The sequence below is a fragment of the Arthrobacter sp. NPDC055585 genome, assembly GCF_053619115.1.
The window spans coordinates 495,607-509,580 of sequence record NZ_JBSHIT010000002.1; the positions used below are offsets into that span (position 1 = coordinate 495,607).

13 protein-coding genes and 1 riboswitch are annotated in these 13,974 nt (G+C 67.0%); of the genes, 5 read left to right on the forward strand and 8 right to left on the reverse strand.

Features of this window, described 5'->3' with window-relative positions:
- Positions 1 to 5 precede the first annotated feature (5 nt).
- From ACWGQ2_RS06145 to ACWGQ2_RS06160, 4 genes are all read right to left on the reverse strand, one after another.
- Positions 6 to 1,001, reverse strand: coding sequence for a DnaJ C-terminal domain-containing protein (locus tag ACWGQ2_RS06145; RefSeq protein WP_452015314.1), 996 nt, complete (start codon positions 999 to 1,001; stop codon positions 6 to 8).
- 98 nt (positions 1,002 to 1,099) lie between these two features.
- Positions 1,100 to 1,717 carry a nucleotide exchange factor GrpE gene (locus ACWGQ2_RS06150; protein WP_452015316.1) on the reverse strand — a complete coding sequence of 206 codons (618 nt, stop codon included), beginning with the start codon at positions 1,715 to 1,717 and terminating at the stop codon, positions 1,100 to 1,102.
- 2 nt (positions 1,718 to 1,719) lie between these two features.
- Positions 1,720 to 3,606, reverse strand: a complete 1,887-nt coding sequence (dnaK, locus tag ACWGQ2_RS06155) for a molecular chaperone DnaK (protein ID WP_452015318.1) — start codon at positions 3,604 to 3,606, stop codon at positions 1,720 to 1,722.
- A 189-nt stretch (positions 3,607 to 3,795) separates the two neighbouring features.
- Positions 3,796 to 4,242, reverse strand: coding sequence for a flavodoxin family protein (locus ACWGQ2_RS06160; RefSeq protein ID WP_452015320.1), 447 nt, complete (start codon positions 4,240 to 4,242; stop codon positions 3,796 to 3,798).
- A 174-nt stretch (positions 4,243 to 4,416) separates the two neighbouring features.
- On the opposite strand from ACWGQ2_RS06160, the gene ACWGQ2_RS06165 reads away from it, so the two are divergent.
- Genes ACWGQ2_RS06165 through ACWGQ2_RS06175 form a run of 3 tightly spaced genes read left to right on the forward strand, consistent with a single transcriptional unit; the run spans position 4,417 to position 7,885 of the window.
- Positions 4,417 to 5,220: a methyltransferase domain-containing protein gene (locus ACWGQ2_RS06165; RefSeq protein WP_452015322.1), complete on the forward strand. Its 804-nt coding sequence runs from the start codon at positions 4,417 to 4,419 to the stop codon at positions 5,218 to 5,220.
- A gap of 53 nt (positions 5,221 to 5,273) precedes the next feature.
- Positions 5,274 to 5,783: a low molecular weight protein-tyrosine-phosphatase gene (locus ACWGQ2_RS06170; RefSeq protein WP_452015324.1), complete on the forward strand. Its 510-nt coding sequence runs from the start codon at positions 5,274 to 5,276 to the stop codon at positions 5,781 to 5,783.
- Positions 5,780 to 7,885, forward strand: coding sequence for a chorismate-binding protein (locus ACWGQ2_RS06175; protein WP_452015326.1), 2,106 nt, complete (start codon positions 5,780 to 5,782; stop codon positions 7,883 to 7,885). The genes ACWGQ2_RS06170 and ACWGQ2_RS06175 overlap by 4 nt, the downstream gene beginning before the upstream one ends.
- 22 nt (positions 7,886 to 7,907) lie before the next feature.
- Here ACWGQ2_RS06175 and cls read toward each other — a convergent pair whose 3' ends face one another.
- On the reverse strand, positions 7,908 to 9,374 hold the full coding sequence (gene cls, locus ACWGQ2_RS06180) for a cardiolipin synthase (protein ID WP_452015328.1): 1,467 nt from the start codon (positions 9,372 to 9,374) through the stop codon (positions 7,908 to 7,910).
- Positions 9,375 to 9,455: 81 nt separating this feature from the next.
- On the opposite strand from cls, the gene ACWGQ2_RS06185 reads away from it, so the two are divergent.
- A complete protein-coding gene (locus tag ACWGQ2_RS06185) occupies positions 9,456 to 10,331 on the forward strand; it encodes an aminodeoxychorismate lyase (RefSeq protein WP_452015330.1) in 876 nt (291 codons plus the stop codon).
- A 59-nt stretch (positions 10,332 to 10,390) separates the two neighbouring features.
- Here ACWGQ2_RS06185 and ACWGQ2_RS06190 read toward each other — a convergent pair whose 3' ends face one another.
- From ACWGQ2_RS06190 to ACWGQ2_RS06200, 3 genes are read right to left on the reverse strand one after another with little or no spacing between them, the layout of a single operon-like run.
- Complete coding sequence (locus ACWGQ2_RS06190; protein WP_452015332.1) at positions 10,391 to 11,209, reverse strand: energy-coupling factor transporter transmembrane component T family protein; 819 nt, start codon at positions 11,207 to 11,209, stop codon at positions 10,391 to 10,393.
- Positions 11,206 to 12,717, reverse strand: coding sequence for an ABC transporter ATP-binding protein (locus ACWGQ2_RS06195; RefSeq protein ID WP_452015334.1), 1,512 nt, complete (start codon positions 12,715 to 12,717; stop codon positions 11,206 to 11,208). Before ACWGQ2_RS06195 ends, ACWGQ2_RS06190 begins: the two co-directional genes overlap by 4 nt.
- Before the next feature lie 3 nt (positions 12,718 to 12,720).
- Entirely contained in the window at positions 12,721 to 13,320 is a 600-nt protein-coding gene (locus tag ACWGQ2_RS06200; protein WP_452015336.1) for an ECF transporter S component, read from the reverse strand.
- A gap of 52 nt (positions 13,321 to 13,372) precedes the next feature.
- Positions 13,373 to 13,511, reverse strand: a riboswitch (TPP riboswitch).
- Positions 13,512 to 13,605: 94 nt separating this feature from the next.
- Here ACWGQ2_RS06200 and ACWGQ2_RS06205 point away from each other — a divergent pair.
- On the forward strand, positions 13,606 to 13,869 hold the full coding sequence (locus ACWGQ2_RS06205; protein ID WP_325791514.1) for a DUF4235 domain-containing protein: 264 nt from the start codon (positions 13,606 to 13,608) through the stop codon (positions 13,867 to 13,869).
- Positions 13,870 to 13,974 lie beyond the last annotated feature (105 nt).

Consider the following 13,974-nt stretch of genomic DNA (forward strand, 5'->3'; position numbering starts at 1 on the left):
AGGCGCTACAGGCGCGCCTTGGAGGCCAGCCTGGACCGGGGGTCTTCACCCTTGGTCGCCTCGGCGAACGCTTCCACGGCAGCCTTGGCATCCTTGTTCAGATGCGAAGGAACCGCCACGTCCACTGTCACCAGCAGGTCGCCGTTGCCCTTGGAAGTGTGCACACCGCGGCCCTTGACCCGCAGCGTGCGCCCGGACGGCGTCCCGGCCGGAACCTTGAGTTTGACCTTGTCCGCGGTGAGTGTGGGCACCTCGATGGTCGCGCCCAGTGCCGCTTCGGGGAATGTGACGGGAACGTGGATACGGATGTTGTTGCCGTCACGGACAAAGAAGTCATGCGGGGTGACGTGCACGGTGACCATCAGGTCACCGTTGCCCGCGGCACCGGGCATGCCCTTGCCGCGCACCCTGATGCGCTGGCCGTCCTTGACGCCCGCGGGAACACGGACTTCCACCACTTCACCGCTGGGCTCGCGCAGCCCGATGACGGTTCCATTGATGGAGCCTGCGAAGGAGATGGTGGTGCTGGCCGTGCGGTCCGCACCCTTCTGGGGCGGTGCTGAGCCGAAGCCGCCTCCGCCGCCAAAACCGCCGCCGCCAAACAGGTCAGCGAACTCCGGCGGAATGTTGCTGCCGCCGGTGCTGTAGGTGGTACGGCGCGACCGGCCTGAAGACTGGCCGAACAGGCCGCCGAAGATGTCCTCGAATCCAGCGCCGGCACCGCCTGCAGGGCCGCCTCCGCCGCCGGCGGAGAACCGGGCGCCGCTGCCCATGGCCCGAATCGCGTCATACTGCTGGCGTTCTTCGGCGTCGGACAGCACTGAATAGGCCTCGGAGACGTCCTTGAACATCTTCTCCGCGGACGGATCATTCTGGTTCTGGTCCGGGTGGTATTTACGGGCGAGCTTCCGGTACGACTTCTTGATGTCGGCGTCGGAAGCGTCCTTGGGAACACCCAGAATCTTGTAGAAATCCTTGTCGACCCAATCCTGGCTAGCCAATTGGTGTCCCCTTCCTGTGTCTTGCATAAAACAACGCTTAAGCCGGCTCCAATGCGGAGCCGCCAGGGACCGCCCAGCGGCGGTCCCTGGCGTGAGTGCTACTGCTCCGGAACGGAGACGATCACCTGTGCCGCACGCAGCACCCTCTCGTTCGCCTTGTAACCGGTCCGCAGGATCTGCGTGACGGTGTCAAAGGTGACGTCCGGGCTCTGCTGCTGGATCAGTGCTTCATGGACGTTCGGGTCGAACTCCACTCCGGTCTCGTCGATCCGGGTCAGGCCGTAGCCCTTGAGCGTGTTTTCCAGCTTTACCGCGATCGAGGCGAAGGGCCCCTCCGCGAGGTCGCCGTGCTGGCGTGCCGCCTCGATGTCATCCAGGACCGGCAGGACGGAATTGAGCATTCCGATCACAGCCATTTCCCGGGCGACGTCGCGGTCACGTTCCACACGGCGGCGGTAGTTCACGTACTCTGCCTGCAGCCGAAGCAGGTCGTTGCGCAGTTCCGCCGCTTCGGGCGATCCCGCAGCCGCCGGCGCCTCAGCGCCGGCGCTGTTCAGGATCTCCTCAGCCTGGGACAGCGCATCGCCCTCGGCGCCGCCCTCCGCGGCGGGCTGTGCGCCCGCCTCGGAGGATCCTGCCTGCTGTGACTGTGGTTCCAGGTTTTCCTCCGGCTCGTTGCCCGGAGTCTGGTTTCCGTTCGCGTCCTCAGCAGCCATGGCTACTTCTTTTCTTCGTCGTCGACGACTTCGGCATCCACGATGTCTTCATCGCCTGCAGCCGAACCGCCTGCACCTTCGCCTGCTGCGGAACCGCCCTCAGCGCCGGCGCCTGCACCCGAGTCCCCGGCTGCCTGTGCCTGCGAGTAGATGGCTTCGCCAAGCTTGGTCTGGGAGGCCTGCAGCTTCTCGAACGCGGTCTTCACCTCGTCGTCGTTGTCGGTGCCTTCCAGCGCCTTCTTCAGCGCATCGACGTCGCCCTTGACCTCGGACTTGACGTCCTCGGGCAGCTTGTCGTCGTTGTCGGTGAGGAGCTTGTCCACCGAGTAGGCCAGCTGCTCGGCGGAGTTGCGGACGTCAGCGGCCTCGCGGCGCTTCTTGTCCTCGGCAGCGTGCTCTTCAGCTTCGCGGACCATGCGGTCGATGTCTTCCTTGGAGAGGGAGGAACCGCCGGTGATGGTCATGGACTGCTCAGCACCGGTGCCCTTGTCCTTCGCGGAGACATGGACAATGCCGTTGGCGTCGATGTCGAAGGTAACCTCGACCTGCGGCACGCCGCGCGGAGCCGGCGCGATGCCGGTCAGCTCGAAGGTGCCCAGCGGCTTGTTGTCCCGGGTGAACTCGCGTTCGCCCTGGAAGACCTGGATGGCCACGGAGGGCTGGTTGTCATCAGCCGTGGTGAAGGTTTCGCTGCGCTTGGTCGGGATGGCCGTGTTGCGCTCGATCAGCTTGGTCATCACGCCGCCCTTGGTCTCGATGCCCAGGGAAAGCGGGGTGACGTCGATCAGCAGCACGTCCTTGCGCTCGCCCTTCAGGACACCGGCCTGCAGTGCTGCACCAACGGCCACAACCTCGTCCGGGTTCACGCCCTTGTTCGGCTCCTGGCCGCCGGCCAGTTCCTTGACCAGCTCGGAAACAGCCGGCATACGGGTGGAACCGCCAACCAGGATGATGTGGTCGATGTCCGAGACCTTGATACCGGCTTCGGAGATGACGTCGTGGAACGGCTTCTTGGTGCGGTCCAGCAGGTCCTTGGTCAGGTCCTGGAACTTGGCCCGGGAAAGGTGCTCATCCAGGTGGACGGGGCCTTCGGGGGTCACCGAGAGGTACTGCAGGGAGATGTTGGTGGAGGTGGCCGAGGAGAGTTCCTTCTTGGCCTGCTCCGCCGCTTCCTTCAGGCGCTGCAGGGCAATCTTGTCCTTGGACAGGTCTGCGCCCTTGGCCTTGGCCTGGCTCAGCAGGTAGTCAACAATCCGCTGGTCCCAGTCGTCGCCGCCGAGGCGGTTGTCACCGGCCGTGGCGCGGACCTGGATGGTGGAGAAGTCATCTTCATCCTTGCCGACTTCCAGCAGGGAGACGTCGAAGGTACCGCCGCCGAGGTCAAAGACGAGGATGAGTTCGTCTTCCTTGCCCTTGTCCAGGCCGTAGGCCAGTGCTGCCGCGGTGGGCTCGTTGACGATGCGCAGGACGTTCAGGCCAGCGATCTCACCGGCTTCCTTGGTGGCCTGGCGCTCGGCGTCGTTGAAGTAGGCCGGGACGGTCACGACGGCGTCGGTGACCTTTTCGCCGAGGTAGGACTCGGCGTCGGCCTTCAGCTTCTGGAGGATGCGGGCGGAGATTTCCTGGGCGGTGTACTTCTTGCCGTCAATGTCCACGCTCCAGTCGGTGCCCATGTGGCGCTTGACCGAGGAAATGGTGCGGTCGATGTTGTTGACGGCCTGGCGCTTGGCGATCTCGCCAACCAGGACCTCACCGGACTTCGCGAAAGCAACAACCGACGGGGTGGTCCGGCCGCCTTCGGCGTTGGCGATGACGGTGGGCTCGCCGCCTTCCAGGACGGAGACAACGGAGTTGGTGGTTCCGAGGTCGATACCTACTGCACGTGACATATTTGCTTCCTCTTTCCTTGGAAATCGATGGCCGCGGCTCCCGGGTTCCGGCCGTTCAAGTGCCGGACCCTTCCGCTGCTGCCACCCGTAGCGCATATTGAGCGTTCTGCACTCAACTTTACCTCCGGGCTGGATTTTGTCAACAAAGTTGAGTGGGATGGACTCAACTTTGTTGCTGTCCCGGCACCGTCAGCTGCCGAGCGCGTGGAGCAGGGACCGGGCCCAGAACTCCGCTTTTTCAATCTCCCCTGACAAAAGCGGACCTTCGGTTCCTTTCACATAGAAGGGCTGCGGAGCGGAGATGATTTCCGCCCCGCGGGAACTGAGTTCATCGGAGAGCTTCCGGGCGGCGTCACCGTGGATGAACAGCCGGACACGGGTGTCGAACGCCGCGGCCCTAATGCCCCTGAGCTGGTCCCGGCCCAGCGCTTCAAGCGCAGCGGAGATGATCGGCGTCGGCCGCCACCCGTTGATCGGACTGCCGACCACCAGCAGGTCACCGGAATGCAAGTTCTCCGGGCGGAACTGCGGCACCTGGACCGCCTGAGCGTCCACGCCCTCAAGGGAGCCTGCGATCGCCTCGGCTATGCGGCGGGTGTTGCCGTAGGCAGAGTCGTAAAGGACAACGGCCTTCATCCGCGGGTTCCTTTCCTGCGCGCCTCCCGGTTCTATCAAGGCACCGCCGCAGCGCGGCGCACAAGGGGTTCCCCGAATCCACGGCCGCTCAGAAGCAGTCCGGATGTGACACACCATGACCTCGGGCACCCTCCGCGGCAGCCAAACCGGCCCTGGTCCGCGTATCGTCCTGCTATGCCTCAGGACACTTACTCGCATGGACACCACCGCAGCGTAGTGAGCGCGCACGCGACCCGCAGCGCCGCGGATTCCGCCGCCTACCTGCTCCCGCACCTCCAGCCCGGCCTGCGCGTCCTTGACGTGGGCTGCGGTCCCGGCAGCATCACGGTTGACCTCGCGGCAGTGGCTGCACCGGGTTTGGTTACCGGAATGGACCGGTCCGAAGACGTTTTGGTCCAGGCCCGCGCCCTGGCCGCGGAGCGCGGGGCAGACAACGTTGAGTTCCAGCCCGGAAACGTCTACGACCTCGACTTCCCGGACGACACCTTCGATGTTGTGCACGCCCACCAGGTGCTCCAGCACCTCACGGACCCTGTGGCGGCACTGCACGAAATGCGCCGCGTCACCCGCCCCGGCGGGCTGGTGGCAGTGCGCGACGCCGACTACCGCGCCATGAGCTGGTATCCGGACGTTCCGGAGCTGGAGGAATGGATGCAGACTTACCAGCAGATCGCCCGCGGCAACCGGGCCGAGCCCAATGCCGGCCGCCGCCTGGTTGCCTGGGCTCTGGAAGCTGGGTTCACCGAACTGGAGCCGTCGTCGTCGAACTGGCTCTACGCCACCGAGGAACGGCGCCGGTGGCACGCCGGCGCCTGGGCTGACAGGGTGCTCCACTCCGCCTATGCCGAGCAGGCGCTGGAACGCGGGCTGGCAACCGCTGAAGACCTGACCCGGATAGCCAACGGCTGGAAGCGCTGGGCGGATGCACCGGACGGCTGGTTCCTGATGCCCAACGGGGAGCTCCTGGCCAGGGCATAACGGCGCACAGCTCACGGAAAGGACGGACGGCCTGCGCTGGGTAGGCTGGAAAGATGTACCGAATCATTACGGTTTGCACCGGCAACATCTGCCGCTCCCCCATGGCCCAGTTCTGCATTGAGCGTGCCCTTGCCGAAGCCGGTCTCGAGGCGCAGACGGAGGTGGATTCCGCCGGGGTGACGGGCTGGGAAGCCGGAAGGCCCATGGACCCCCGCACAGCGGCAGAACTGCTCAAGCACAACTACCCGGGGCCCGCCCTGGACAGCTTCAGGGCCCGCGCCTTCGAGGCGGAATGGTACGGCTCCCGGGACCTGATCCTGGCCCTGGATTACGGTCACCTGACCCATTTGCAGGCCGAAGCTCCGCAGGCGGACCGGGACAGGATCCGAATGCTGCGCAGCTTTGACCCTGCCGCCGCCAGGCTTCCGGCCAGCGAACAGGGCATCGATGATCCCTGGTATGGAGATATGTCCGACTTCGATTCCTCCTACGCCCTGATCGAGGCTGCAGTGCCCGGCGTGGTGGACTACGTCCGCACGGCCCTGGCGGACCGCAGCCGATGACCGCTGCCGCCGGGCGCCCGCTGCTGATCGGCGTCGACGGGTTTTCCGGTGCCGGCAAAACCAGCCTGGCCTTGGAGCTGGCTGCCGCGCTGCGGGTTCACCGCTCCGTGGCTGTGTTCCACCTGGAAGACGTCTATCCCGGCTGGGACGGCCTGCAGGCGGGCATGGACTACTACCGGCGCGAGGTGCTTACCCCGCTTGCTGCCGGACAGCCTGCCGCCTGGCAGGCCTGGGACTGGGAAGCCGGCCGCTACGACCAGCTCCGGGAGACTGACCCCGCGGACATTGTGATCTTTGAAGGCGTGGGCGCCGGACACCGTGCTGCCCGCGGCCTGCTGGACGCCGTGGTGTGGGTGCAGGCGCCGGCGGAACTCCGAAAAGAACGCGCGCTGGCCCGCGACGGGGAGACGTATGCGCCGCACTGGGACCGTTGGGCCGCGCAGGAAGCCGCGTGGGCTGCTGCGGACCCCGCTGCCGCGGAGGCTGAGGTCCTCCTCACGAGCGGCCGCGCAGACTTTCCGCTGCACCAGTATGTGCTGCGCGCACTGGATTCCCTTCCCTTCCCGGCGCCAGGACTCGGCTTGCCCTCCGCCCGGCTTGCGGTCTCTGTCCGGAGTGTGCCGGGCACGCCGGATCCCCAGGCGCTGTTCGGCACCCTGTTCGGCAGCAGCCCGAACGCGGTGTGGCTGGACAGTTCCGATGCCGGCTCCGCAGGCGCCGGGGGCAGCCCTCCCGATCGCAGCAGGTTCAGCATTATGGCCGACGACGGCGGGCCGCTGGGCAGGCATGCCGTGCACAGGGCCGGGAACACCCGGGTGACGTGGGGTCCGGTAGAGGTAAACGTTCCCGGGCCGTTCTTCCGCTGGCTGGATTCCGAGTGGGGCGTCCCCCGGGTTTCGGTTCCGTCCGGGTATCCCGGCCCGTTCGCCCTGGGCTGGATGGGAGCACTGGGGTACGGGCTGAAGCGGGAAACCGGTGCAGCGGCGGAGCCGGCGCCGGGAACCCCGGCCGCGGACGCCGCCCTGGTTTTCGCGGCCCGTGCCGTGGTGCTGGACCATGCCCTGGGCCAGGTTCACCTTCTGGTGCTGCAGGATGCGGATGTCGAGGAGCCCGGCGGCACCGAACCCGGAACGCCCTGGCTGGACCGTGCCCGCGCCGCGCTCAGTGCTGCCCCGGCCGAGCGGTCCGGTGTTGCAGCCGGCCCGGGCGCCCGGGCGCAGGACTCGGTCAGCGCACCCGTGTTCGCCTTCCGGGACAGCCGCAGCGAGTACCTGGCCAAGGTCCGCCGGGCCCAGGCGGAGATCCGGGAGGGCAACAGCTACGAAATCTGCCTGACCACAGCACTGGAGGGATCCCTGCCGGAGCCGGTGCCAGCACAGCAGGTGCAGGAACTGTACGGCGCACTGCGTCGCCGTAGCCCGGCGCCCTTCGCCTCGCTGCTGCGGGTGGGCGGGGTTGCACTTCTGGGCACTTCCCCGGAACGCTTCCTGCGGATCAGCTCCGGAGGGGCTCTGCGCGCCGAACCGATCAAGGGCACCCGTCCGCGGGGATCCTCTCCCGCAGAAGACGCGGCACTGCGGCAGGATCTGCTGGAGAGCGTCAAGGACCGGGCAGAGAACATCATGATCGTGGATCTGATGCGCAACGACCTTTCCCGGCTGGCCGTTCCCGGGTCGGTGACTGTCCCGCGGCTGTGTGTGGTGGAAAGCTACGCCACGGTACACCAGCTGGTCAGCACCATCGACGCGCAGCTGGCCCCGGGTGCCAGCCGGGCCGAAGCCGTGGCCGCTGCCTTCCCTGCCGGCTCAATGACCGGGGCGCCGAAGGTCAGCACCATGGCCATCCTGGACGGGCTCGAAGCGGGGCCGCGCGGCTTCTATTCCGGAGCGGTGGGCTACTTCTCCCTGACCGGCGCCGCGGATCTCTCGGTAGTCATCCGCACCCTGGTCCTGCAGCCGGACGCTGCCGGAGGCACTTCGCTCAGCCTGGGTGTTGGCGGAGCTGTGACCTCCGGATCGGACCCGGAGGCGGAATGGGAAGAGGTCCGCACCAAGTCCCGGGGCGTGTTGGGCGCCCTGGGGTCGGAGGTCCCCGCCGGCTAGGTCCCCACTCGCAGGGGCTGTCTTACTGCAGGGTGGCCGTGAGGCGTGCGACGTTGTCCACGTACCGCTGCCACACGGGACGGTTGCGCCATTCGTCCAGGATCAGCTCTTTGGACAGGCCGCGGTAGGTGTCTTCGATCTGGCGCATCTTCTCTACGATGTTCCCGCCGAACATCATCATGGAGACTTCCAGGTTCAGCGAGAAGGAACGCATGTCCATGTTGGAGGAGCCCAGGACGGCGACGTCGTTGTCCACGGTGAAGTGCTTGGCATGCAGCACCAGCGGCGCGGGGTACTGCCAGATCCGGATGCCGGCCTCCAGCAGCACCTCATAGTAAGAGCGCTGGGCGTGGTCCACCAGGAACTGGTCGCCGCGCTCGGAGACGAACAGCTCCACCTGCACGCCGCGCTGCGCCGCCGTCGTTATGGCGTAGAGCAGGGAATCATCCGGCACGAAGTACGGGCTGGTGATGGAGATCCGCTCGGAGGCGGAGTACAGCAGCGAGGTGAACAGGCGCAGGTTGTTCTCCGTGGTGAAACCGGGACCTGAGGGGACCACCTGGCAGGTGATGTCGCCGGGCTTGGACGTCCCCTCGTACAGGCTCAGTTCCTGTTCGAGGTTCTCGTCCGTCTCCATGTTCCAGTCGGTGGCAAACACCACGTTGATTTCATCCACTACCGGGCCTTCCAGCCGGCTCATGAGTTCAACCCATTTGCGGCCGATCCGGTGGTTTCGGGGTTTGCGGTAGCCCGGTTCCACGAGGTTCTGCGAGCCGGTGAAGCCGATATCGCCGTCGACGACGAGGATCTTGCGGTGGTTGCGCAGGTCCGGCCGCCGCCAGTGGCCGCGCAGCGGCTGGATGGGCAGCATGGGGTGCCACTGGATCCGGCTGGACTTCAGCTCCTTGAGCAGCTGGCGGTAGCCCTTCACCCGCAGGGTGCCAATGTGGTCGAACAGCAGGCGGACCGTGACACCGCGGTCTGCCGCATCCCGCAGGGCACTGAAGAACTCCCGGGTCACGGCGTCGTAGCTCATGATGTAGAACTCGACGTGCACGTACCTGGTGGCGCCGCGGACCGCTTCGGTCATCTGGCGGATGGATTCCTCGTAGTCCCGCTGGAGCTCAACCCGGTTGCCGTCCAGGCTGGGCAGCGAGCCGAGCCGCCGGTTCAGTTCCACGGCGGAAAGCACCCAGTCCGGACCTGAATAGGAGGAGGACTCAGCTTCGAGCTCGCGGGTGTTTTCACGGACCCTTTTGTTGATCATGGTCTGGCGTTCAACCCGCTGTTCGGAGAGCCGGTGATTGCCGAACAGGGCGAACACGATGATCCCAGGGACAGGCAGGAAGAAGATGGCCAGCAGCCAGGCCATGGCCGTAGTGGGACGCCGGTTGCCCGGCACCACGCCGAGGGCGATGATCCGGATTGCGAAGTCGAGAATCGTCAGGCTCGTCGCAAGCCAGTTAGGAGCAGTAACCGTCCACCACACGTGCGCTAATCCCTCCGACCACCCAACCGTCCCTTCAGCCTAGCGCCCGGGATCGGCCGCCGCGGCCACTAGGCTTGCTGCATGACTGTTTTGGTATTCCTGGACCCCGCATATCCGGCCGGCCGCATCGCGGATGCCTCCGTGCCGCAGCTGATGGCCACGGACCTCGGCGCGACCCGCGGCGACGGCGTTTTCGAATCGATGCTGGCCGTGGACGGGCGTCCCCGGAAGCTGGCCATGCACCTGGAGCGGATGGCGTCCTCGGCGGCAGCCCTGCAGCTGGACTTTCCGTCACCGCAGATGTGGGAGCCCGCCATTGCGACAGCGATGGCTGAGTTCACGCGCGTGCACGGCGATGTCCCCGCGGTAGTGAAGCTGATGCTGACCCGAGGCCCCGAAGGCGCCGGAAGCCCAACCGCGTGGGTAGCTGCGTCCCCCGTTCCGGAATCCAGTGCCCGGCAACGCGAGGAGGGCCTGGACGTACTGCTGCTGGACCGCGGCTACGATTCCTCCGTGGCCGAGCGCGCACCTTGGCTGCTGCTTGGCTCCAAGACGCTGTCCTACGCAGTGAACATGGCGGCTATCCGGTTCGCCAAGCAGCACGGCGCCGATGACGTCATCTTTACGTCCTCCGACGGCAAGGTCCTGGAGGGCCCCACCTCCACCGTGGTTCTGGCTGTGGTGGAAGACGGAATGAAGACCCTGCTCACCCCTGAGCTTGAAAGCGGGATCCTGCCCGGAACCACGCAGAGCGCCCTGTTCGCTGCGGCGGAGAAGGAAGGCTGGCAGCTTGGCTACGGCCCGCTGGAACCGTCACACCTGATGCAGGCCGACGGCGTGTGGCTGATTTCCAGCATCCGCCTGCTCGCGCCGGTGAAATCGATCGACGGAAACCCGGTGCCGGTCTCCCGGGAGCTTACCGATGAACTGGCCGCCCTGGTGGAAACCGTTCTGTAGTGCCCGGCTCAGCGCCGGCGGGGACAGCCTGGTTGGCTGCCACCGCCGGCGCCGGGCTTCTAGGACAGGATGAAGTTGAACGTCCCGGCTGCCGCAGCAGCCCACACGGCCGCTGCAGCCAGCCCGAGGCCGTAGGCCAGGACCCACAGATCAATGCGGCTGAAGGTGGACGCCCGGGCCCAGGTCCGGTCATTGCTTCCGAAGCCGCGGGCCTCCATGGCGACGGCAAGCCGGGTGGCGCGGCGGATGGCCTGGATCAGCAGCGCCAGTCCCTGGCCCAGGAAGTTCCGGAACCTTCCCAGCGGGGAGGCAGCGGCGTCGGCCCCCCGGGCGTGCCGGGCCAGTCCCAGCGTGCGCCATTCCTGGACCAGCAAGCCCACCAGCCGCATCGCTGCCAGGGCTCCGAGGACAAACCGGGAGGGCAGGTGCAGCCGCTGCGCCAGGGCGTCCGCGAGGTCCGTCGCATCAACGGTGACCAGCAGGAAGATACCCGGCAGCGCGATCGCCAGTCCGCGCAGGCCGATCGCAATGCCGGCGGCCACCGAGTCCGTGGTGAACAGCAGCGGTCCGGCGTCCAGCAGCACCTCGCCGGTTTTTTCCGCGAGCAGGGCGGTGCCGTAGGCGCCCACAGCGGCGGCGATCAGCAGCGGCCAGATCCGCTTCACCAGGGTCCAGGGATTGATCCGCAGCAGCGGCAGCAGTGCCAGTTCCCCGGCCAGCACCACGGTGGCGCTGACCCAGTCCACCGTCAGCAGCACCGCAATGGTGACGGCGACGGCGGCGCCGAGCGTGGAGAGCGGATTCGCCGCCGCCAGCCGGGACTGCCTCAGACCCGGAACCGCCCGCGGAGCGGAGCTGCGGACTGCCTGGGCGCTCATGCTGCGGCTCCTGCTGCCGGTTCCGCAGGGAGCAGAGAGGCTCGGCCGCCCTGCACCCGGAGGACCTGGCCGCCGAGCGCTGCAATGAATTCCCGGTCATGCGTCACGGACACGACGGCGCAGCCGGAGTTCCGGCGCTGTTCCGCGAGCAGGGAGACCAGTTCCCGCCATGTATTGGCGTCCTGGCCAAAGGTGGGTTCGTCCAGGAGCAGGATGTCCGGTGACGTGGCGAGCATGGTGGCCACAGACAGCCGCCGTTTCTCACCCCCGGAGAGCGTGAAAGGGTTGACCGGCAGAAGCGCGGTCAGCCGCAGCCGGCCGGCTAGTTCATCCACTGTCTCCCGGACCTCTGCCTCGCTGCGCCCGGCCCGCCGCGGCCCGAAGGCCAGTTCTTCCCGGACAGAGCCGGTAAGGAACTGATGCTCGGGTTCCTGAAACACCGTTCCGATGCGGGTTACCAGCTGCGCGGACTTCCACTTTGACGGGACCGCTCCCGCGTCCCGGGCCAGGGCCGGAGCAGCGGTCAGTTGCCCGCCGCGCGGACGCAGCAGCCCGCCCATGGTCAGCGCCAGCGTGGACTTGCCCGCGCCGTTGGGTCCGGTGATGCCCAGGGCATCCCCTGCCCGCAGGGACAGGTTCACCCCGGAGACCACTGCCGGATCCCTTGGGGCGCGGGCAACGTCAAGCGCTTCCGCGGCCAGCAGCTCAGCAGCTCCCGCACCAGGCGGAACCGGCGGCGGCACGTCCAGCGCGGCGCCGGGAAGCCACACCCCTGCCTCAGAGAGGCGGGAACGGGTCCGTTCCGCGGAGAGCACCTCCTGGGGCGGGCCGTCAGCCAGCAGTCCCCCGCCGGCGTCGAGCACTATCACCCGGTCCACCAGCTGTGCCCAGGCAGCCACCCGGTGCTCCACCACAATCAGTGTGGCGCCGGTCCGGTCCAGGACCCGTTCCACAGAGTCCCGGATCTCCAGGACGCCGTCCGGGTCAAGGTTCGCCGTTGGTTCGTCGAGCAGCAGCAGCCCCGGAGCCATGGCCAGGATCGAGGCCAGGGCCAGGCGCTGTTTCTGGCCGCCGGAAAGCGCTGCAGTTGAGTGTCCCAGCGGCACCCGGAGTCCGACGTCGTCCAGCGCAGCGTGCACCCGTTCCCAGATCTGCGTGCGGGGAACGCCCAGGTTCTCCGCGCCGAACGCAACCTCGTCCCCCACCCGGGAAAGCACAATCTGCGACTCGGGATCCTGCAGGAGCAAGCCTGCCCGGCCGCGTGCCGCCTGCGGGTGTGCGCCGTCGAGCCGCAGCGACCCGGTTTCCGTGCCGCCGGTGTCCTCGCCGAGGACGCCGGCGAGGGCATGCAGCAGGGTGGACTTGCCCGCTCCGGAAGCGCCCAGGAGCAGGACCCGCTCCCCCGGGTGAATATCAAAGGACACACCGGCAACGGCCTGCGCCTTGCGTCCGGCATGCCGCCATCCCCAGTCCCGGGCGCTGACCGCCACGGGATTCGCTGTGCCCATGGTTTATGCGTCCGCCGTGCGCCCGGAGGCGAAGGCGGCAAGCACTCCGGTGCGGGCCAGCGCCCTCACTGCCAGCCAGGAGAGCAGGCCGGCCAGCAGCATTCCGGACACCATGGCGAAGACGGTGTACAGCGCCTGCCACTGGAAAGCCCATTCAGGCATGTACAGGATCGACTCGCTCACGCCCAGAAATAGACCTGAGCCAAGGCCGGCAAGCAGCGCCACGGGAAGAGTGAACTTCCGGTACAGGAAGAGCAGGAACACCAGTTCGGCGCCCAGTCCCTGGATGGCTCCGGAGAGCAGCACGGAAAGGCCGAACTGGGTGCCCAGCACGCCGGATACAGCCGAGGCCAGGATCTCGCAGTACAGTGCGGCCCCGGGTTTGCGGATGATCAGCGCGCCCAGGACGCCGGCAATCAGCCAGCCTCCCGTGTAGAGCCCCGCCAGCGGAGGGAAGGCAACAAACAGTGCCGCAACCCCGCCGTAGGCCAGGGACCAGGCCCAGAACACCACACCGGTGGCGACGGCAAGGACTGAGGCGACGACGATGTCCACCACGCGCCAGGATGATCTGACCGGAGCTATGGATCGGGTTTCTTGCATGGAAGGTTCCTCCTGGATTCAGGAGGGGAGGGAAAACCGCCGGCGGCGGTGCACCCCTGAGATCTCGACTCCCTTCGCCGGTACTAACCGGAGCAGGTTCGAGGGTCTGCGGCTTGGTCCGCACTCTCAGCGCCCGAAAACCGGCGTCCGGCGAACCGGAGCCGGGAAGCGGCGCTCCCCTGTCGTGTGTATGCGTGGTCCACTGTACACGCAGTGCCGGGTGGAATCCGGGTGCGGCAGGTAGCGTAGGGGGAAACACCAAACGCACAACATCAAGGAGCACTTATGAACCTGATCCTGAAACTGCTGGGTACCGGTGTCAGCGTGGGCGCAGGACTGGCTTCGGCGAAGCTCCTGGACTTCGTCTGGACCAAGGCCACCGGCAATGAACCGCCCAAGGACAAGGACGGCGCCCTGGACGCCAGCCTGCGCTCGGCCGTCATTTTTGCGCTGGTTTCCGGTGCGGTCAGCCAGGTCATCCGGGTGCTGACCAACCGCGGCACGCAGCGTGCAATCGCCCGCTACAGCCGGACCCCTGAGGTCGTCTAGCGCCTGCCTGCCCCGTTACCTTTTTCGTAGCCCGTTCCTGATGCAGGATATGGGTGTGTTGGCCGGTCGGTTCCGGCATGGTTTTTGCCCCCAGTCACCCATGAT